At 54.9% G+C, this 21,347-nt stretch carries 16 protein-coding genes; 4 read left to right on the top strand and 12 right to left on the bottom strand.

All coding sequences use genetic code 11. From position 1 onward, the window contains the following. The first annotated feature begins 197 nt into the window (after positions 1 to 197). The 3 genes from GKC68_RS05235 (at position 198) to GKC68_RS05225 (ending at position 2,290) form a co-directional block, all read left to right on the top strand. The gene (locus GKC68_RS05235) at positions 198 to 1,025 is read left to right on the top strand and encodes an arylamine N-acetyltransferase (RefSeq protein ID WP_342656652.1); all 828 of its coding nucleotides are present in this window, start codon (positions 198 to 200) and stop codon (positions 1,023 to 1,025) included. Between the two features lie 129 nt (positions 1,026 to 1,154). Next, positions 1,155 to 1,514 carry a 6-carboxytetrahydropterin synthase QueD gene (queD, locus tag GKC68_RS05230; RefSeq protein WP_028723240.1) on the top strand — a complete coding sequence of 120 codons (360 nt, stop codon included), beginning with the start codon at positions 1,155 to 1,157 and terminating at the stop codon, positions 1,512 to 1,514. Positions 1,515 to 1,690: 176 nt separating this feature from the next. Continuing rightward, positions 1,691 to 2,290, top strand: coding sequence for an inorganic diphosphatase (locus tag GKC68_RS05225; RefSeq protein ID WP_342656651.1), 600 nt, complete (start codon positions 1,691 to 1,693; stop codon positions 2,288 to 2,290). A 32-nt stretch (positions 2,291 to 2,322) separates the two neighbouring features. Here the strand turns inward: GKC68_RS05225 and queE are convergent, their stop codons facing one another. The 6 genes from queE to rlmD all read right to left on the bottom strand — a co-directional run bounded on the left by queE (position 2,323) and on the right by rlmD (position 11,097). Further along, the gene (gene queE / locus GKC68_RS05220; protein WP_047715583.1) at positions 2,323 to 2,994 is read right to left on the bottom strand and encodes a 7-carboxy-7-deazaguanine synthase QueE; all 672 of its coding nucleotides are present in this window, start codon (positions 2,992 to 2,994) and stop codon (positions 2,323 to 2,325) included. A 399-nt stretch (positions 2,995 to 3,393) separates the two neighbouring features. After that, entirely contained in the window at positions 3,394 to 4,689 is a 1,296-nt protein-coding gene (gene eno, locus GKC68_RS05215) for a phosphopyruvate hydratase (protein WP_028723242.1), read from the bottom strand. 76 nt (positions 4,690 to 4,765) lie between these two features. Then, complete coding sequence (gene pyrG / locus GKC68_RS05210; RefSeq protein WP_028723243.1) at positions 4,766 to 6,403, bottom strand: CTP synthase (glutamine hydrolyzing); 1,638 nt, start codon at positions 6,401 to 6,403, stop codon at positions 4,766 to 4,768. Positions 6,404 to 6,632: 229 nt separating this feature from the next. Beyond that, positions 6,633 to 7,421, bottom strand: a complete 789-nt coding sequence (gene mazG / locus GKC68_RS05205) for a nucleoside triphosphate pyrophosphohydrolase (RefSeq protein ID WP_342656650.1) — start codon at positions 7,419 to 7,421, stop codon at positions 6,633 to 6,635. A 92-nt stretch (positions 7,422 to 7,513) separates the two neighbouring features. Continuing rightward, positions 7,514 to 9,745, bottom strand: a complete 2,232-nt coding sequence (gene relA, locus GKC68_RS05200; RefSeq protein WP_028723245.1) for a GTP diphosphokinase — start codon at positions 9,743 to 9,745, stop codon at positions 7,514 to 7,516. Positions 9,746 to 9,777: 32 nt separating this feature from the next. Next, positions 9,778 to 11,097: a 23S rRNA (uracil(1939)-C(5))-methyltransferase RlmD gene (gene rlmD, locus GKC68_RS05195; protein WP_342656649.1), complete on the bottom strand. Its 1,320-nt coding sequence runs from the start codon at positions 11,095 to 11,097 to the stop codon at positions 9,778 to 9,780. A gap of 86 nt (positions 11,098 to 11,183) precedes the next feature. On the opposite strand from rlmD, the gene barA reads away from it, so the two are divergent. Next, positions 11,184 to 13,913 (top strand): two-component sensor histidine kinase BarA, encoded by a 2,730-nt coding sequence (gene barA, locus GKC68_RS05190; RefSeq protein ID WP_058705482.1) that lies wholly within the window; start codon positions 11,184 to 11,186, stop codon positions 13,911 to 13,913. A 56-nt stretch (positions 13,914 to 13,969) separates the two neighbouring features. Here barA and GKC68_RS05185 read toward each other — a convergent pair whose 3' ends face one another. The 6 genes from GKC68_RS05185 to GKC68_RS05160 all read right to left on the bottom strand — a co-directional run bounded on the left by GKC68_RS05185 (position 13,970) and on the right by GKC68_RS05160 (position 20,945). Continuing rightward, entirely contained in the window at positions 13,970 to 15,109 is a 1,140-nt protein-coding gene (locus tag GKC68_RS05185; RefSeq protein ID WP_028723248.1) for a glycerate kinase, read from the bottom strand. A 74-nt stretch (positions 15,110 to 15,183) separates the two neighbouring features. Next, a complete protein-coding gene (garR, locus tag GKC68_RS05180) occupies positions 15,184 to 16,068 on the bottom strand; it encodes a 2-hydroxy-3-oxopropionate reductase (protein ID WP_028723249.1) in 885 nt (294 codons plus the stop codon). 18 nt (positions 16,069 to 16,086) lie between these two features. Beyond that, positions 16,087 to 16,857, bottom strand: a complete 771-nt coding sequence (gene garL, locus GKC68_RS05175; RefSeq protein WP_342656648.1) for a 2-dehydro-3-deoxyglucarate aldolase — start codon at positions 16,855 to 16,857, stop codon at positions 16,087 to 16,089. A gap of 46 nt (positions 16,858 to 16,903) precedes the next feature. Continuing rightward, a complete protein-coding gene (gene gudD, locus GKC68_RS05170) occupies positions 16,904 to 18,235 on the bottom strand; it encodes a glucarate dehydratase (protein WP_342656647.1) in 1,332 nt (443 codons plus the stop codon). 10 nt (positions 18,236 to 18,245) lie between these two features. Next, the gene (locus tag GKC68_RS05165) at positions 18,246 to 19,592 is read right to left on the bottom strand and encodes an enolase C-terminal domain-like protein (protein WP_272843208.1); all 1,347 of its coding nucleotides are present in this window, start codon (positions 19,590 to 19,592) and stop codon (positions 18,246 to 18,248) included. Between the two features lie 9 nt (positions 19,593 to 19,601). Beyond that, positions 19,602 to 20,945, bottom strand: a complete 1,344-nt coding sequence (locus GKC68_RS05160) for an MFS transporter (RefSeq protein ID WP_028723253.1) — start codon at positions 20,943 to 20,945, stop codon at positions 19,602 to 19,604. Between the last annotated feature and the right edge of the window lie 402 nt (positions 20,946 to 21,347).

The following is a 21,347-nucleotide window of genomic DNA, read 5'->3' as shown; positions in this document are numbered from 1 at the left end:
AACGATTAAATACGCCTTCGACATATCAAATAACCAAAATGACTAAATGGTTTTTCAGATAAAATTAATCGTTAAAAGTGGTAAGAATATTGAGAGTTAACGCACTCAGGTAATCACAGCGCGCATTAGACTTTACGACGGGTGATCGCGGCAAATTGCTGGGTTAACGACAGGAAAACGACCAGGAGCGACGACAGGTGCGAGGCATTATCACCGCGTTACCGCAAGCAATGGCGGAGCAGATTCTGCAAAAACTGGGGTTTAGCGCCCCTCCCGACCCTGATGAGGTCGGACTGAGTGAGATATACCGCGCCTGGTGCCAGTCGGTACCCTTTGACAATCTCCGCCGACGTCTCATCACGGACCACGACAGCGCCCTCCCCTTGCCCGGCAGCACGGCTACCGATTTTTTCACTCACTGGTTAACCTACAGCACTGGCGGTACCTGCTGGGCGAGCCATGGCGCACTGCATGCCCTGCTGATACATGTGGGATTCAACGTGCAGTTTGGCCTTGCCACCATGCTGTCCTCACGTCCGGCACCCGCAGGTTCTCCCGGTCATGGCATGCTGTTCGTTAACATGGATGCAGGCACGCGGGTGGTTGACAGCACACTGCTCCATGGCTATCCGCTCCCGCTGGAAGCAGGGCTGAATCCCCATCCCGTCTGGGGCACACGCGTTTTTGAGCGAGACGACAGTTGGTACATACACTGGAAACCGCTGGGTCGGGCGGGGATCGACTGCAAAATTCTGACTACCGACCTCCCCGTTGACGCGTTTCAGTCACGCCATCAACAGAGCCGACATAGCAGCCGCTTTGACGGTGCCTTGCTGATTCGCCGCGCCAGCGCCGAAAGTATCACCGGAATCGTGAAGGGAGAACGGGTTATCAGGGACCCTGAGGGAAAGGAAACCTTTACGCCGCTGTCGCATTCAGAGCAGCAACGGCTGCTGATTGAGGATTACGGCATAGCGGAAGCTATCGTGGCGCGGCTTCCGGCTGACGATCCGGGTCATGGCTGATCGCATTTTGGGAAAGGCGCGCGAGTCCTTTTACTATTCTGGCTTAATCGTCGTTTAACGGCGCTTAGCAGATGCGAAAAACTGCCCTTTCAGGTAGAATTCAGCCGTTTTTAATGCCTGAGAGCGATTATGTCTACCACGTTATTTAAAGAGTTCCAGTTCGAAGCCGCACATTATTTACCCAATGTGCCGGCAGGACACAAATGCGGCCGTCTGCACGGTCACTCATTCCTTGTTCGTCTGGAAATTACCGGTGAAGTGGATGCGCATACCGGCTGGGTCATGGATTTTGCTGAGCTGAAAGCGGCGTTTAAACCCCTCTATGACAGGCTCGATCACCACTATCTTAATGAGATCCCCGGACTGGAGAATCCCACCAGCGAAGTCCTGGCAAAATGGATTTGGGATCACATGAAGCCTCGCCTGCCGCTGCTGAGCGCGGTGATGATCAAAGAAACCTGTACCGCAGGCTGCACCTATCGCGGTTGATCTGCTCTGAACGGCAGCGCAGGGCCGGTCACCCGCTTACTGACCTGTTGATCGGCCTGCTGCCGCCTCTCCTGCCCGACATCAGCTGAACTCTCATCCTCTGTCTGACGTCATCCTTCTGTCATCTTTCCCCACCAGGCTGTTCTCTCCTTCATTAAAGATCAAGAGAATCAACAATGAACCTGGTAAAACCGCTTTTTGCTTGTCTCTTCTTTATCACCGCCTCTGCCGCCGTTCAGGCGGAAAACATCCTCAGCTTTCCACAACCCGACTCACTGCCCGACGAATTCTATGCTGTGACGGAAATTCCCGCAGGCGGAATCATCAAATATGAAACCGATGCGAAAACCGGTTATATCGTTGCCGATCGTTTTCAGTCGATGCCGGTCGCTTATCCGGCAAACTACGGTTCGCTGACGCAATCGCTGGGCGGCGATAACGATCCGCTGGATGTGATCTTCTACACCCGCGCCCCACTTGCGCCCGGGACATTAATTAAACTGCGCCCGATTGGGGTACTGAAAATGATCGACGGTGGCGAAGTGGATGACAAAATCGTGGCGGTTCCGGCCAGCAAAGTCGATCCGACCTATGATGCGATACAGACGGTCACCGATCTGCCAAAGCTGGAACAGCAGCGGCTGGAAGCATTCTTTCGCGTTTATAAAGCGCTGCCGGAAGGGCGTAAAAACGTGGAGCTGAAGGGATTCGAAGACGCCAGCGCGGCCAAAGCGGAGATCAAACAGGCTTTTGAGGCCTGGAAAGCGAAGCAATAACGGTCAGGCGGCGAGAGGCCGCCTGAGTCTTATCAGGCGATGTTCAGATATTTATGTGTCTGCATCGACAGGCGCCAGTTGCGCGCAATACAGGTTTCAATACACAGTTTTGTCGCCTCATCTTTGCGGCTAATGGGCTGCAGCGCGATGATTCGAGCTTTGCTGTCCTGAATGCCAGCCAGCAGGTCGTCTAACGCCTCCACATCACGTTGCCGGGCAACCGGATGTTTGATTTCATCCGCACGGCTCAGGGCCTGAGCCAGCACGTCGTATCCGCCGCGCATATTTACCTTGGGTGAAACGGTAACCCAGGTGTGTTCGGAACAGTGGATTTCATGCGTCCCGCTGGTTTCAATCTGGCATTGAAATCCTGCCGCCTCCAGCGATGCGGTCAGCGGGCGTAAATCGTAAATGGCCGGTTCGCCGCCAGTGATCACCACATGGCGGGCCGTCCAGCCCTGTTGCGCAATGCTGTTGAGCAGCGTCGCCGTATCAGCGTTGCCCCAGGCATCGCTTTCCACCGTTTTGACCAGAATATCGCCTAATGATGTTTCCCGATCCGCCTGTTTTTCCCAGGTGTGTTTGGTGTCACACCAACTGCATCCTACCGGACATCCCTGTAAGCGGATGAAAATAGCCGGCACGCCGGTGTAATAACCTTCGCCTTGCAGCGTCTGGAACATTTCGTTAATCGGGTACTGCATAATGGTCTCTGTGGTTTTAGCAAAACGCGATTATCGCAGATCTCCGGGTTGAGATCATGTCAGGTGATGCTGAAGCCGCGCGTCCTGCCCAAGGTTGACTATCACAACGGTCAAAATATCTGCCTTGAAGTCAACCATGACCTGGGCTGTTAATCCCATCGCTATTCCCCCTTCTGCCTGTCAGAAATGTGAACCTGACGCGCGTGCTTCAGGCCAGCGGTAAGGTGCGGCGTGAGCCCGGCGCACCTTGCTCGTTATTCAGTGTCGGTGGGTTTTATTAACAACGGATGTAAACAGCATACACGGCGCGCAAAATTGTGGCGGAAGCCGCATAAGGTCCGGGCATAAAAAAACCCGCCACGTGGGCGGGTTATGATCAGAAGTCAGACGGCAGTAAACTTACTGACCTTTAACTTCTTTCAGACCGTTGAAAGGAGCTTTTGAACCCAGCGCTTCTTCGATACGGATCAGCTGGTTGTATTTAGCAACACGGTCAGAACGGCTCATTGAACCGGTTTTGATCTGACCCGCAGCCGTACCGACCGCCAGGTCAGCGATGGTCGCATCTTCAGTTTCGCCTGAGCGGTGAGAGATCACAGCGGTATAGCCTGCATCTTTCGCCATTTTAATTGCCGCCAGAGTTTCGGTCAGTGAACCGATCTGGTTGAATTTGATCAGGATAGAGTTAGCGATGCCTTTCTCGATACCTTCTTTCAGGATCTTGGTGTTGGTTACGAACAGGTCGTCGCCCACCAGCTGGATTTTGTCGCCCAGCACTTTGGTCTGGTAGGCGAAGCCATTCCAGTCAGACTCGTCCAGGCCATCTTCGATAGAAACGATCGGATACTGTTTAGTCAGATCTTCCAGGAAGTGGGTGAACTCTTCTGAAGTAAACGCTTTACCGCCTTCACCGGCCAGAACATATTTGCCATCTTTGTAGAATTCAGAAGCTGCACAGTCCATGGCCAGGGTGATGTCTTTACCCAGCTCGTAACCGGCTGCTTTTACCGCTTCAGCGATAACGGCCAGCGCTTCGGCGTTAGAACCCAGGTTTGGCGCGTAGCCACCTTCGTCACCCACCGCCGTGCTCATGCCTTTACTTTTCAGCACTTTTGCCAGGTTGTGGAACACTTCAGAACCCATACGGATCGCTTCTTTAACGTTAGAAGCGCCAACCGGCTGAATCATGAATTCCTGAATGTCGACGTTGTTGTCTGCATGTTCGCCGCCGTTGATGATGTTCATCATTGGCAGTGGCATTGAGTATTTGCCCGGGGTGCCGTTCAGTTCAGCGATGTGCTCATACAGCGCCTGACCTTTAGAGGCCGCTGCGGCTTTCGCTGCTGCCAGGGAAACAGCCAGAATGGCGTTGGCACCGAAGTTAGATTTGTTCTCAGTACCGTCCAGGTCGATCATGATTTTATCGATGTTCGCCTGATCTTTCGCGTCTTTGCCTTTTACCGCTTCAGCAATCGGGCCGTTAACCGCAGCAACGGCTTTGGTTACGCCTTTGCCCAGGAAACGGGATTTGTCACCGTCACGCAGTTCCAGTGCTTCACGAGAACCGGTAGATGCACCTGACGGTGCCGCAGCCAGACCAACGAAACCACCTTCCAGGTGAACTTCTGCTTCAACAGTTGGGTTGCCACGTGAGTCGATAATTTCGCGACCGATGACTTTTACGATTTTGGCCATTACGATTTTCCTCAGTACAAGTTAGTCAATCCTAAGACAAACAACGCGCGAAAAGTTCGCGCGTTGTTCGTTAAACTTATTTCGCTAAACGCTTCTGATGCTCATGTGCTGCTTTCACAAAACCCGCAAACAACGGATGACCATCGCGAGGCGTCGATGTGAACTCAGGGTGGAACTGGCAAGCAATAAACCATGGATGATTCGGGATCTCAATGATCTCAACCAACTGATCGTCACCCGAACGCCCTGCCACGCGCAACCCCGCTGCCTCAATTTGCTTCAGCAGCATGTTATTCACTTCATAGCGGTGACGATGGCGCTCAACAATGGTGTCAGAACCGTAAAGCTGGCGAACCTTGCTTTCCGGATTCAGCTGGCACTGCTGGCTGCCCAGGCGCATGGTGCCACCCAGATCGCTCTGTTCAGTACGCACTTCCACGTTGCCATCTTCGTCACGCCATTCGGTGATCAGTGCCACCACCGGATACTTACAGTCTGGCACAAATTCAGTGGAGTTAGCGCCTTCCATTCCGGCAACGTTACGGGCGAACTCCATCAGTGCGACCTGCATGCCGAGACAGATGCCGAGATAAGGCACGTTGTTTTCACGCGCGTATTTTGCCGTCATCAGCTTGCCTTCTACGCCACGGTAGCCAAAGCCGCCAGGGATCAGAATGGCATCCAAATCTTTCAGCAATTCGACACCACGGGTTTCAACGTCCTGTGAGTCGATCAGCTTGATGTTTACAGTCACACGATTTTTCAGACCACCGTGCTTCAGTGCTTCAATAACGGATTTATAGGCATCCGGCAGCTCGACATATTTGCCCACCATGCCGATGGTGACTTCGCCGCCCGGATTGGCTTCTTCATAAATTACCTGCTCCCACTCGGCCAGATTGGCTTCCGGGGCGTTCAGGTTGAAACGCTTACAGATGTAGTCGTCCAGGCCCTGTGATTTCAACATGCCAGGAATTTTATAAATTGAATCGACGTCTTTCAGCGAGATAACGGCTTTTTCCGGCACGTTACAGAACAGGGCAATTTTGCCACGCTCGTTAGCAGGCACCGCACGATCGGAGCGGCAGATAAGCACGTCAGGCTGAATACCGATAGAGAGTAGCTCTTTGACCGAGTGCTGCGTCGGCTTGGTTTTCACCTCGCCAGCGGCGGCCATGTAAGGCACTAACGTCAGGTGCATATACATCGTATGCTCGCGGCCAACGTCCACCGCCATCTGACGAATCGCTTCCAGGAACGGCAGGGATTCGATATCACCGACCGTACCGCCGATTTCGACCAGCACCACATCGTGGCCTTCACCGCCTTCAAGAATGCGCTCTTTGATCGCATTCGTGATATGAGGGATGACCTGAATAGTGGCGCCAAGGTAGTCACCGCGACGCTCTTTGCGCAGGACTTCTGAGTAGATACGCCCCGTGGTGAAGTTGTTGCGGCGCGACATTTTCGTGCGGATAAAGCGCTCGTAATGACCCAAATCCAGATCGGTTTCGGCACCATCATCGGTGACAAAGACTTCACCATGCTGAGTAGGGCTCATGGTACCCGGATCGACGTTGATGTACGGATCCAGTTTCATGATGGTCACATTAAGACCACGTGCTTCGAGAATGGCTGCGAGGGAGGCTGCGGCAATGCCTTTACCCAGAGAGGATACGACCCCGCCGGTCACAAAAATATAATTCGTTGTCATGCTGAACCTGAGAGTTTAGGTTTAAAGACGGTGGAATAACCAGGACGGGAAAACAGTATACTGGAAACCGCTATCAGCCACAATTGATGAATCACATCCCTCTCCCAAAGCATTGCTGCGGGTAACATAGCGGATAGCGGTAAACAAAATTTTGACCTGCGTCACAAATCTGACGTCAGGCTGAATCGAGTAAGCTCGAGCGCGCACTTTATGCGCGCTGCAGGAATAATCAGCTTTTTTCCATTGCCTTCACCTGCTGCCAGGCGGCCTCCATCTGTTCCAGCGTCGCGCCCGGCATTGTCAGGCCCTGCGCGGCGATAATAGCTTCTACCGCGCGGAAACGTCGCTCAAACTTGTCGTTGGCTTTCTGCAGCGCCGTTTCGGCCTTGCTGCCCAGATGACGAGAGAGGTTAACGGTCGCAAACAGGAGGTCGCCAATCTCTTCTTCCAGCTTTTGAGGATCGATAACGCTTTGCTGCGCTTCATGCATGACTTCGTCAATCTCTTCATGCACCTTATCGACCACCGGCCCCAGCGTGCACCAGTCGAAGCCCACGTTGTGGCATCGTTTCTGAATCTTATGGGCGCGCATAAGGGCTGGCAGGGCTTTGGGAATATCGTCCAGCGCCGAGTGCTGGGCTTTTTCTGCCCGTTCCGCGCGTTTAATGGCTTCCCAGTTTTTCAACACACCTGCGCTGTTCTCTGCCGTGCCGTCCGCAAAAATGTGTGGATGGCGGCGTTCCAGCTTGTCACTGATGGCATGGCAGATATCATCAAAATCAAAACGCCCCTGCTCCTGGGCCATCTGGGCATAAAACACCACCTGAAACAGCAAATCGCCCAGTTCCCCGCGCAAATCGTCGAAGTCCTCGCGCTGGATGGCGTCCAGCACTTCGTAGGTTTCTTCCAGCGTGTAAGGCGCAATACTGGCAAAGGTTTGCTCGCGATCCCACGGGCAACCCTGCTGCGGATCGCGCAGGGTTTTCATCATGCCCAGCAGGCGATCAATTGACGTCATAGGGAAATCCTTCAGGTGTTCAGTTGGCATAACAGCGGTGATGAAAGCAGCCAGGCGCACGTCGGTCAAGACATGCGCCTGATAATGGACGATCAGTGCAGGCGGCGGGCATCGATAATGTCAGGCACCTGATTGAGGCGAGACAGCACGCGCCCCAGGACCTGATGGTTATAAATCTCAATGTCCATATCAATGGTGGCGAGCTGTTTTTTGGTATCGCTGCGGCTTGAAACGCCCAGGACGTTAACCTTCTCATTCGCGAGGATGGTGGTGATATCGCGTAACAGCCCGCTACGATCGTTGGCCGTCACCCTTACGACCAGCGAATAGCCGCTGGAGTAGCTTTCGCCCCATACGGCATCCACAATGCGCTCGGGCGCGGTGGAAATCAGCTCAGACAGCTGGTCGCAATCGGCACGGTGAATCGAAATGCCCCGTCCGTGCGTGATAAAGCCCACGATGTCGTCACCCGGAATCGGCTGACAGCAGCGTGCAATATGGTGCATCAGGTTGCCCACGCCTTCCACGACCACACGGCCGCTCTCTTTGCGTGACGTTGGCGCATGCGATTTTTGTGTGAGCTGGCGCAGGGCTTCACGATCCTGCTCTTCCGCCGTCGGCTTGTTGAGCTTCGCCTGCAGGAAATTCACCATCTGATGAAGGCGAATGTCCCCCCCGCCGATGGCAGCCAGCAACTCGTCCAGCGAGGTAACGTTATAGCGCGGCAGCAGCAATTTCTCGGCTTCACGCAGGCTGATATCCATCTGATTCAGCTCGTTATCCAGAATCTGACGGCCAGCAAGAATGTTTTTATCGCGATCCTGCTTGCGGAACCAGTTATGGATTTTAGCGCGGCCACGGCTGGTGGTGATGAACCCCAGGTTAGGGTTCAGCCAGTCACGACTCGGGTTCGGCTGTTTTTGGGTGATGACTTCCACCTGATCGCCCATCTGCAACTGATAGGTGAAAGGCACGATGCGCCCACCGATCTTGGCTCCGATACAGCGGTGACCAATGTCGCTGTGAATGTGGTAAGCGAAATCCAGCGGGGTAGAACCTGCCGGCAAATCGACCACGTCCCCTTTTGGCGTAAAGACATAGACGCGGTCATCAAATACCTGGCTGCGCACCTCTTCCAGCAGCTCGCCGGAATCCGCCATCTCTTCCTGCCATGAGATTAGCTTGCGTAGCCAGGCAATGCGCTCTTCGTGACCTGCCGCGCCGCGCGCATGGCTGGACGAGGGCCCTTCTTTGTATTTCCAGTGCGCGGCGACGCCCAGCTCGGCGTCCTCATGCATCTGGCGGGTACGGATCTGGATTTCGACGGTTTTGCCCTCGGGCCCCAGAACCACGGTATGAATGGACTGATAGCCGTTAGGTTTGGGGTTGGCGACATAGTCGTCGAACTCGTTGGGCAGGTGGCGGTACAGCGTGTGCACCGTGCCCAGCGCGCCGTAGCAGTCCTGCAGTCGCTCGGCAACAATACGCACTGCGCGAACATCAAATAGCTCATCAAACGCCAGCGACTTCTTCTGCATCTTGCGCCAAATGCTGTAGATATGTTTAGGACGGCCGTAGACTTCGGCCCGCACGCCCTCTTTAGCCATCTCTTTGCGCAGATTTTCGACAAAGTTATCGATGTACTGTTCACGGTCGATGCGACGCTCGTGCAGCAGCTTAGCAATGCGCTTGTACTCGTCGGGATGCAGGTAGCGGAAGCAGTAATCTTCCAGCTCCCACTTAAGCTGACCGATGCCCAGACGATTCGCCAGCGGGGCATAAATATTGGTGCTCTCTTTCGCCGCCAGTACGCGTTCATCTTCCGGCGCGTCTTTCACTTCGCGCAGGTTCATGATGCGCTCAGCCAACTTCAGCACCACGCAGCGGAAATCTTCAACCATGGCGAGCAACATACGGCGGACATTATCCACCTGCTCAGACGCCATTGAATCGTTATGAATGGCTTTCAGCTGACGAATGGCGTCCATATCGCGGACCCCGTGCACCAGCGAAACGATGCCCGCCCCGACGGTTTTTTCCAGCTCTTCTTCGCTGACGACTTCGTCATTCGCGAGCGGGAAAATCAATGCGGCACACAGGCTTTCGATATCCATGCTGAGCATCGAGAGGATTTCCACCATCTCGATGCCGCGCCACAGCAGCAGCGACTGGTGGGGATGACCCTGAGTCTGCGCTTCACAATAGCGCCAGGTTTCAGCAAGGCGATCACAGGAATGCGGGTTAGCAACGCCAAGACTGGCGATCCACTGGTCAAGGGCAAACTCCCCTTCCGTATTTAAATGCGCACTTCTGACCGCAACCATATCCTCTCCTGCACAGCGCCCCTGCCGGACACTTATATTTTTTTTCTGAACAGCACCATGGATTCGAGATGACGGGTATGCGGAAACATATCCAGCATCGCGACCCTTTCCAATTGGTAACCCGCTGACAGCAATGTTTCACTGTCACGTGCGAGTGTCACAGGATTACACGAAACATAGACCACGCATTCTGGCGATAATTTGACGACATGTGCCATGACACCTGCCGCCCCAGCGCGAGCCGGATCGAGTAATACCTTGTTAAATCCCTGCATAGCCCAGGGCTGGCGCGAAACATCTTCTTCCAAATTATGCTGGAAGAATTTGACGTTTTTTAGCGCATTCACGTCGGCATTATACTCTGCCTGCTGCACTAATGCTGCAACGCCCTCCACACCTACGGCACTTTGTACCGATTTTCCTACAGGAAGCGTAAAGTTTCCCATGCCGCAAAACAGATCCAGCACCCGATCTTCAGGTTGCAAATCAAGCCACGCAATGGCCTTCGCCACCATCTGCTGATTAACCGTATCGTTGACCTGAATAAAATCCTTTGGACTGAAGATTAGCTCAAGCTGGTGAGAATGATAAAACGGCTGCCGATCTGCAGATGCGCGCAGCGTCTCGCTTCCATCATCCAGAAACAGCATCAGTTGGTGCTGATGCGAAAAACGTTCCAGTTTTGCAATATCATCGCCGCTTAATGCATCGAGATGGCGCAATAACAGCACCGGGCCGTTGTCAGCCAGCACCAGCTCAACATGACCTAAACGTTTGACAGCATTAAGCATAGTGAGACAATTGCGCAGCGGAATAATCAGCGCCTCAAGCTGGGGCACCATGATGGGGCACTGCTGGATATCGACAAGATCGTTGGTGGACGCCTGGCGAAACCCCATCAGCAACTGCTGAGTTTTGTTCTGCCACTGCAGGCCAAGCCTGGCGCGCCGACGGTAGCCCCAGGTAGGTCCGGCAATGATCTCATCAACCGCCACCGGCTGGCTCGCAGCCTGGGTCAACATCCGTGCCAGCGCACGTGATTTACTTTGCTGTTGTAACGCCTCGTCGGCATGCTGCTGCTGACAGCCGCCACAGCGGGTAAAATGGGGACAGCGCGGCTCAACCCGTGAAGGACTGTGGTTAAGCAGGCGCACGGCTTTCGCTCTGGCATACTGGCGTTTATCCTCCAGCAGGGTGACCTCGGCCTGCTCTCCGGGCAGCGCGCCCGAGACAAACAGGGTTTTGCCCTTGTAGCGGGCAACGCCCTGACCAAACGGGTCGAGGTCTTCAATGGTGACGGTGATCCGTTGTTGGGTCGTCACGCGCTTTTTTGCGGAGTAAAATTGCGCCATAGTGTGGTTCTTTCTCTTTAAGATTCGATGTGCACAAGGTTCAGCAGATGCACAGGGACGTTCATGCCGGACAGCAGGCGACTATTATGACCAAATACAGCCTGCGGGCGCGAATGATGATTTTAATTTTGGCCCCAACGTTACTGGTTGGGTTACTGCTCAGCTCATTTTTTGTCGTACATCGTTATAACGAGCTGCAGCGTCAGGTCATCGATGCCGGGGCCAATATCATTGAACCGCTGGCGGTTTCTACCGAATACAGCATGACATGGCACAATCGCGACGCGCTGCGTGAACTCGTCAGTTTACTGCATCGCCGCCATTCCGGGATCGTGCGTGCCATCTCCGTTTTTGATGATGATAATCAGCTTTATGTCACCTCTAATAATCACCAGAACCTGAGTCTGGAAAGCAGGCAGGCTATTCGCGCGCTGCCTGAGGATGTGTCCGTTGAAGGCAGTGGTAACCGACTAATCTTACGCAAGCCGATTATCTCTGAACGTTACGCCGTGGACGAGCTGCCGGGTCAGGATGCCAAACCCGCAGGTAACCCGCTGGGCTATGTGGCAATAGAACTGGATCTGCAGTCCGTGCGTTTACAGCAATATCGGGAAGTGTTTATTGCTACCCTGATGCTGCTGTTCTGCCTGTGTATTGCCATGCTGTTTGCCTACCGCCTGATGCGGGACGTCACCGGCCCTATTCGTAATATGGTCAGCACCGTTGACCGAATTCGCCGTGGACAACTGGACAGCCGGGTTGAAGGCCACATGCTGGGTGAGTTAAGTATCCTGAAAAACGGTATTAACGCGATGGCGATGTCGCTCACCGCCTATCGCGAAGAGATGCAGCACAATATCGATCAGGCCACATGGGACCTGCGGGAAACGCTGGAGCAGTTGGAGATTCAGAACGTCGAGCTGGATCTGGCCAAAAAGCGCGCGCAGGAAGCCGCCCGTATCAAATCCGAGTTTCTGGCAAATATGTCGCATGAGTTGCGTACGCCGCTTAATGGCGTGCTGGGCTTTACCCGTCAGATGTTGAAAACGCCGCTGCGCACCACGCAGCGCGACTACATGCTGACCATTGAGCGCTCGGCCAACAATCTCCTGTCCATCATTAATGACGTGCTTGATTTTTCCAGACTTGAAGCCGGCAAGCTGATGCTGGAGTCCATTCCCTTTCCGTTGCGCGCCACCCTGGATGAAACCCTGGTTTTGCTGGCCCCGTCCGCCCATGAAAAGGGGCTGGAGTTGACCGTGGTCTGCGATAACAGCGTGCCGGACAACGTGATCGGCGATGCGCTCCGCCTGCAGCAGATCCTGATCAACCTGATGGGCAACGCGATTAAATTTACCGAAAAAGGGACCATCAATTTACGGGTAGAACAGCACACGATTACGGCAACGCATGTTGAACTGGAGATTCAGGTTCGCGACACCGGGATTGGCATTTCTGAAGAGCAGCAGGCTCAGCTGTTTCAGGCATTTCGCCAGGCGGATGCCAGCATTTCCCGCCGCCACGGCGGATCGGGGCTGGGCCTGGTCATTACCCAAAAACTGGTAAGGGAAATGAACGGGGAAATCACCTTCGTCAGCCGTCAGAACCACGGTTCCACCTTTTGGGTGCGCGTTAAACTGGACCTTAATCCCAATGCGCCGAGTATGCCGCGAGTACTGGATGCACTGTCGAACACGCGCATGGCCTATGTGGAGGCGAACCCCGACGTCGCCAGCGCGGTGGTCGAGATTTTAGGTGCCACGCCGTTACAGGTTGAGCACAGTTTAACCCTGGAGGGCCTGAGCCAGTCGCGCTATCCCATTGTGTTAATGGCCATGCCGGTCAACGCCAGCCAGTCGCAGGTGCTTGAGGACAGGTTGATCCATACGCTTTTGGAGCGTGGCGACCAGGTCATTATGGCGCTGCCGAGTCCGATGATGTTACTGGCGGATGAGCTGAAAGTGCGTGGCATTGATGGCTGCATCGCAAAACCGGTCTCACAGACGCGCCTGTTGCCAATGCTGCTGGAGCTGCACGCCCGTCACAGCAGCGAACTATCGGCCTCACCGCGTCTGCCGCTGACCGTGATGGCCGTCGATGACAATCCCGCCAACCTCAAGCTGATTGGGGCGCTGCTGGAAGAGCAGGTTCAACACATTGTACTGTGCAATAATGCGGAGCAGGCCATCCGTGTGGCCCACAGGCAAGAGCTGGACGTGATCTTAATGGATATACAAATGCCCGATATTGATGGCATTCGGGCCAGCGAGATTATCCGCACGCTGCCCAACCACGCAACCACCCCGATAGTCGCCGTTACCGCCCACGCTATTGACGGTGAACGCGAACATCTCATCCGGGCCGGTATGAACGACTACCTGGCCAAACCTATCGATGAAAACAAGCTCGCTCAGGTTCTGGCCCGCTATATGCCCAGCCCGAGCACCACGGCGCCCGATATTCCCCAAATATTACCCACGCTGGACTGGAAGCTGGCATTACGCCAGGCAGCGAATAAGCCGGATCTGGCGCGGGATTTACTCCGAATGCTGTTGGCATTCCTGCCGGAAGTGCACGGTAAAATGGCGCAGTGTATTGCCGACAACGACGCGACCTCTCTGCGTGAGATCATTCATAAACTTCACGGCAGCGCCAGCTACAGCGGCGTTCCGCGGATGAAACAGCTGTGCCGCAAGCTTGAGAAAGAGCTTCACCAGGCAAGCGATATTGAAGCCCTTGAGCCGGAACTGCTGGAGCTTCAGGATGAAATGGAGAACGTCGCCAGACAGGCAAGGCGCATCCTCTCCATGCCTTAGCCGGGCATACTGCGGAAGAACGAACGGCCCTGTCAGGTGAAGGGCCGTGAATACGCTTAGTGAAACCCGGCGATTTTCATTGTGGCAGCCACGTTGCGCGCGGTGAGACGGACATTGTTTTCTGCCTCTTTTAGCGCCTCATCCAGCGAGCAAATACGGTAAAGCACGCTAAATACCGCATCCAGGCCATGCTGATGCACCACACCGACATCGTCAGTCAGGCTACCGGCAATGCCTATCACGGGAATATTAAAACGTCTGCCGACTTTCGCGACACCAATCGGCACCTTGCCCTTGATGCTCTGGCTGTCGATTCGCCCCTCGCCGGTAATGACCAGATCGGCATCTTTTACCTGCTCCTCCAGGCCCAGCGCTTCCGTCACAATCTCAATCCCACGGCGTAATTCCGCCTGACAAAACGCGTGCAGCGCAGCCCCCATGCCACCGGCCGCGCCGCCGCCGCTGATCTGCAGCACATCAATACCCAAATCGCGCTGAATAAGCGCAGCGTAGTGCGTCAGGGCGCGATCCAGTTGCTCGACCCGTTCCGGCGTCGCGCCTTTCTGAGGGCCAAACACCGCAGAGGCACCGTGATCGCCCGTCAGCGTATTGGTGACATCGCAGGCCACTTCAACGCGGCACTGCCGAATGCGCGGGTCCAGTCCGGTAACGTCAATGCTTGCCAGGTCAGGTAATGCGCCACCTCCCCGACCAATTTGCTCGCCCTGTTTATCCAGTAAGCGAGCGCCCAGCGCCTGCATCATGCCAGCACCACCGTCATTGGTGGCGCTGCCACCGATACCGATAATGATGTGTTGGACGCCTTTATCCAGCGCGTTTTTAATTAGCTCCCCAGTCCCATACGAGGTGGTGATCAAGGGATCCCGCTGCGCTGCCGGTACCAGCTCCAGGCCGCTGGCCGCCGCCATCTCGATATAGGCGGTATCTTCATTACCCGACAGGCCGTAAAACGCCTCGACGGGCTCCCCCAGCGGACCGGTCACCTTTAACCTGACCCGTTTTCCCTGCGTCGCGGCCACCATGGCTTCCACCGTGCCTTCTCCGCCATCAGCGACCGGTATTTTCACATAATGGGCATCGGGGAAAATTTCACGGAACCCCGCTTCGATTGCCGATGCCACTTCCAGGGCCGAAAGACTTTCTTTATATGAATCCGGTGCGATTACGATTTTCATAGGCAATCCAGGCGGTATCAATTAACGATCAGAGCGTGAAATCGGCCCGGCCTCCACAGAAGCCGGGCAAGGCATTAGCGAGAGATCTCAACCTTTGCTAATTTCTCATAATAGCAGGCCAGCGCGCTGTGGTCGGCAGTCCCCTGCCCGTCATTACGCAACGCCTGCATCATTTCCATCACGGCCGCCGTCAGCGGAAGGTGCGCACCAAGGCTGTGCGAGGTATCCAGCGCGTTAGCCAGATCCTTGATATGTAAATCAATGCGGAAACCCGGCTTAAAGTTACGGTCCATCACCATGGGCGCTTTGGCATCCAGCACGGTGCTACCCGCCAGTCCGCCACGAATTGCCTGATACACCAGTTCCGGGCTGACGCCCGCTTTGGTCGCCAGCGACAAGGCTTCAGACATTGCGGCAATATTCAGCGCCACAATGACCTGATTTGCCAGCTTCGTCACATTACCTGCGCCGATATCGCCGGTATGAACCACCGATCCCGCCATGGCTTTCATGATGTCGTAGCACTGGTCAAAAACGGCTTTATCGCCGCCAACCATTACTGATAACGTCCCGTCAATCGCTTTGGGCTCGCCGCCGCTTACCGGCGCATCCAGCATGTTAATCTGCTTTGCTGCCAGGGCATCGTGGACTTCACGGCTCGCGAGCGGCGCAATGGAGCTCATATCGATCACAATCAGGCCCGGTTTCGCGCCATCGATGATGCCGTTTTCGCCCAGGCAAACCTCTTTCACCTGTGGGGAATTTGGCACCATGGTGATCACCACATCGCACTGTTGCGCCAGTTCTTTGGCATTCGCCGCTGTGGTCGCGCCCAGCTTCACCAGCTCAGCTTCGTTTTCTGCATTGTGATCGCGTACCACCAGTGAATAACCGGCTTTCAGCAGGTTTTTACTCATTGGTTTGCCCATGATGCCCAGGCCAATAAAGCCAATTTTCATGTTGTTTCTCCTGGATGATTACTTTTTAAATTTGTCGCATAACGCCTGCGTGGCACTGCGGAAAACACCGAGATCGCTGCCAACGGCAACAAAGGTTGCGCCCCATTCGAGATAGCGACGGGCATCGGCTTCCACCGGCGCCAGAATGCCGCTGGGCTTGTTGGCGGCTTTTGCCCGCTCAAAGATGTGTTTGATGACCTTTAACACCTCCGGATGGGCCGGCTGCCCGAGATAGTCGAGTGCGGCCGACAAATCGCCCGGTCCGACAAAAATACCGTCCACGCCTTCAACGGCGGCGATGGCGTCAATGTTGTCAACGGCCTGTTGGGTTTCTATTTGCACTAATACTGAAATGTTGTCGTTGATGGTGGCGTTATAATTCGGCACCGTGCCGTACATGTTGCTGCGATGGGAAACCGACACGCCGCGAATTCCGGCAGGCGGATAGCGCGTTGAGGCAACTGCACGTCTGGCTTCGTCTTCGTTCTCGACAAAGGGAACAAGGATGTTATTAAAACCAATATCCAGCAGGCGCTTGATGATGACCGGTTCGTTACAGGGTGGACGTACCACCGGCGCGCTGCGACTGCCTTTTAGCGCCATTAGCTGGGGAACAAACGTGGTGATATCGTTCGGTGCGTGCTCGCCATCCAGAACTAACCAGTCAAATCCGGCCAGCCCTAACACCTCGGTCGAAACAGGACTTGCCAGGGCGCACCAACTGCCAATCAGGGTTTCCCCTGCCAGCAGGCGGCGGCGAAATTCATTTGGCCAGGCTGTATTACTCATGGTTTGACTCCTGTGGAACGGGCTTCCTTAAGGAAGCCGAAAAAAGTTAACGCACCAGGCACGGGCGCTTGTTATCAAATGTCCATTGCGGGATCAGGAACTGCATGGCCTGTGCGTCATCACGTGCGCCCAGGCCATGCTTTTGATACAGCGCGTTGGCCTGCATCACCCGATCTCTGTCCAGCTCGATTCCCAGACCCGGCGCCTGCGGCACCGCAACCTTTCCCCCTTGAATCTGTAAAGGTGCTTTAGTGAGCTGTTGGTTGCCTTCCTGCCAGATCCAGTGAGTATCAATGGCCGTGATCTTGCCTGGTGCGGCAGCGGCAACATGGGTGAACATCGCCAGTGAAATGTCGAAATGATTATTGGAATGCGACCCCCACGTCAGGCCAAAATCGTGGCACATTTGCGCCACGCGCACGGAACCCTGCATCGTCCAGAAGTGCGGATCGGCCAGTGGGATATCGACCGACTGTAATGACAACGTGTGGCCCATTTGACGCCAGTCAGTGGCGATCATATTGGTTGCAGTCGGCAGACCGGTAGCGCGCCGGAACTCGGCCATCACTTCGCGTCCCGAATAGCCCTGCTCCGCGCCACAGGGATCTTCTGCATAGGCGAGGACGTTTTTAAGCTGCTTACCCAGCGTAATGGCTTCGTCAAGCGACCAGGCACCGTTGGGATCGATAGTGACGCGCGCCTGGGGGAAGCGCTTCGCGAGTGCAGTAATCGCTTCTGCCTCATCACTGCCGCTCAGCACGCCGCCTTTAAGTTTAAAATCGTTGAATCCGTATTTTTCATAGGCCGCTTCGGCCAGCCGCACCACGGCATCCAGCGTGAGCGCTTCCTGATGGCGCAGGCGATACCAGTCGCAGGTATCGTTGTCCTGATGCTGGTAGGCCAGCGAGGTCTTGTTGCGATCGCCAACGTAGAACAGATAACCCAGCATTTCGACGTTGTCGCGCTGCTGTCCGTCGCCCAATAGCGAGGCGACATTGACGCCCAGATGCTGCCCCAGCAGATCCAGCAGTGAGGCTTCGATGCCAGTGACCACGTGAATAGTGGTGCGTAAATCAAAGGTCTGATTACCTCGCCCAGCGGCATCGCGATCGGCAAAGGTGGCGCGAACCCGGCACAGGATGTTTTTATATTCGCCAATCGTTTTGCCCACCACCAGCGCGGCAGCCTCTTCCAGGGTTTGACGAATCTTTTCGCCGCCGGGGATTTCACCTACGCCAGTATGGCCTGCGTTGTCTTCAATGATAACGATATTGCGGGTGAAAAAAGGCGAATGTGCGCCGCTCAGGTTCAGCAACATGCTGTCATAGCCGGCAACCGGGATGACCTGCATGGCGGTAATTTTTGGTGTGATATTCATCGGTTATCCCTTAAGCAGAGGCCCGGCCAAAGGCCGGCCGTTTACGGTCAAATGTCCAGCCTGGCAGCAAGTACTGCATGGCGGTGGCGTCATTACGTCCGCCCGCCGGCAGTGATTTGTAGTGTTCGTTTGCCAGGCGGAGTCGTTCCCAATCCAGTTCAATGCCCAGGCCAGGCACATCTGGCACCGTGATTTTGCCCTGACGGATCTGCAGCGGTTCTTTTGTCAGGCGTTGATCGCCCTCCTGCCAGATCCAGTGCGTATCGATGGCGGTGGGATTACCGGGCGCGGCGGCACCGACGTGGGTGAACATCGCAAGAGAAATATCAAAGTGGTTATTCGAGTGACAGCCCCAGGTTAAGCCCCATTCATCGCACAGTTGCGCGACCCGAACGGCGCCGCTCATCGTCCAGAAGTGCGGATCGGCCAGTGGGATATCGACAGCATTGAGCATCAGCGCATGGTTCATTTCACGCCAGTTGGTGGCGATCATATTGGTGGCGACCGGTAATCCGGTCGCACGACGAAACTCGGCCATCACCTCGCGCCCTGAATAACCCTGCTCGGCGCCACAGGGATCTTCTGCATAGGTCAGGACATCCTGCATGCCCTTACAGAATCCGATCGCCTCGTCCAGCCACCACGCGCCGTTAGGATCGACGGTGATGCGCGCCTCAGGGAAGCGCTTTTTCAGCGCCTGCGCGGTGGCGATCTCCTGTTCGCCCGGCAGCACGCCGCCCTTGAGTTTGAAATCTTTGAAACCGTATTTATCCTGCGCCGCCTCGGCCAGCCGGACAACCGACTCGCTATTCAGCGCTTCCTGATGACGCAGGTGATACCAGTCATGCTGCGCCTTCTCACCCGTCAGATAAGGCAAATCGGTTTTACGGCGATCGCCTAAGTAGAACAGGTAGCCTAAAACCGTCACCTCATCGCGCTGCTTACCCGGTCCAAGCAGTTCGGCGACCGGCACGCCCAGACACTGTCCCAGAAGGTCCAGCAGTGCGGCTTCCAGTGCCGCGACCGCGTTGACGCGCAGCTCAAAGGTCCAGGCCCCTTTGCCAAACGTCTCGAAATCGGCGGACTGATTCCCTTTATGTATCTGCTGCACCAGGCGGTTCAGGCAGGCAACCTGCTGTCCTGTCACGTGCGGAACAGCATCCATTAAGGTCTGATAAATCGTCTCACCACCCGGCGCTTCACCCAGCCCGGTGTGTCCCGCACTGTCGGTCAGGATCACAATATTGCGCGTGAAGCAGGCATTGTGTGCCCCGCCAATGTTGAGCAGCATACTGTCGTAGCCAGCCACAGGGACCACCTGCATTGTCGTGATAACGGGCGTCGATTGCGTATTCATGCAGACTCCTTAGCGTGTTTTCAGCTCAATACGCTTGATGTTATCCACCAGCACCAGGTAGCTGAGTACGGCAACGAACGCGTGGATGCCGACATAAACCAGCGCGCCGTTATAAGAACCGGTAGAGGCAATGATGTAGCCGATCGCGATGGGGGTAATAATGCCGGATGCATTCCCGAACATATTGAACAGACCACCGCTCAGGCCGCTAATCTCTTTCGGTGCGGTGTCTGCCATCACTGCCCACCCCAGCGCGCCAATCCCTTTACCAAAGAAGGCGGTTGCCATGAACAGCACCACGACCCAGTCCGTCTCGACATAGTTACAGACCACCATGGACGTCGAGAGCAACATGCCGAGCACAATCGGGGTTTTACGGGCGATATTGAGTGAGCCGGTTTTACGCATCAGCCAGTCTGAGATCACCCCGCCGAGCACGCCACCGATAAAGCCGCACAGCGCCGGCACCGAGGCGACAAAGCCCGCTTTAAGGATCGACATGCCCCGTGCCTGCACCAGATAAACCGGAAACCAGGTGATAAAGAAGTAGGTCAGGGCATTGATGCAGTACTGACCAAGGTAGACACCGATCATCATGCGCGACTGCAGCAGTTGCTTGATCTGGAACCACTTATCACTGAAGCTGACTTTTTGCTTCTCGCTTTTCTGATCCATATTGATCAGCGCGCCGCCCTCCGCCATGTAGTCCAGCTCCGCTTTGTTCACGCCGGGATGATCGCAGGGATCGTAAATCACTTTGAGCCAGATAAAGCTCAAAATAATGCCCAGCCCTCCCATAAACCAGAACACATGCGCCCAGCCCACCGCGGAGGTCAACCAGCCCATGATGGGCGCGAAGATTACCGTCGCGAAGTATTGTGCGGAGTTGAAAATCGCCACGGCAGTGCCGCGCTCCTGAGCCGGAAACCAGGCTGCCACAATACGGCTGTTACCCGGGAATGAAGGCGCTTCCGCCAGCCCGACCATAAAGCGCAGCATAAACAGCGCCATGACGATGGTGTAGCCGCTGAACACGTCCACGAACCCCTGCAGCAGGGTAAACAACGACCAAAGAAAGATACTCCAGAAATAGACGCGCTTAGAACCAAAGCGATCCAGCAGCCAGCCACCGGGGATTTGCCCAATGACATAGGCCCATGAAAAAGCAGAGAAGATAAATCCCATCCCCACGGGATCGAGGCCGATTTCTTTTGCCATGGCCGAACCCGCGATAGACAGCGTGGCGCGATCGCCGTAGTTGAATGAGGTCACAATAAACAGCATGACCACTATCCAGTAACGCGCGTTCGTCCGTTTTTGTACCGCCTCCGTTGTCTGGTGATAACTACTCATGATGCACTCCTGAAATATAGCGAAAGCTACATTCGCTCTGACTGCATACACATCGCGTTGGGTATCAGAGAGATGTAGGTTAAACACGGCGATTTTTTTTATGGCAAACCGATAATGCGTCGTGACGAATAACCTGATCGGGAAAACGGAAATCAGTATAAGAAGCGGGTTTGGGTGAGGCATTGGAACATCACCCTGGAATAAGGTGAATTAACAATGATTTTTTGGGCTAATGCATAAACTGCTGCGGGACGTTTCACGTTATTTGTAAAAAGTCACAAAAAGCACGCCCAAAGGGGCGCTGATAAGCGGCTTTGTGAGAATCTTCACTTGATTTAGTAAAAAGATAATAAAACCGCGTCATTTCACAGCCGAATATAGGTCAATTGCACAATGTGCAGG

Source organism: Pantoea sp. RSPAM1, from assembly GCF_038816185.1.
Classification (GTDB): Bacteria; Pseudomonadota; Gammaproteobacteria; order Enterobacterales; family Enterobacteriaceae; genus Pantoea; species Pantoea ananatis.
This window is presented reverse-complemented; position numbering and strand designations above follow the sequence as displayed.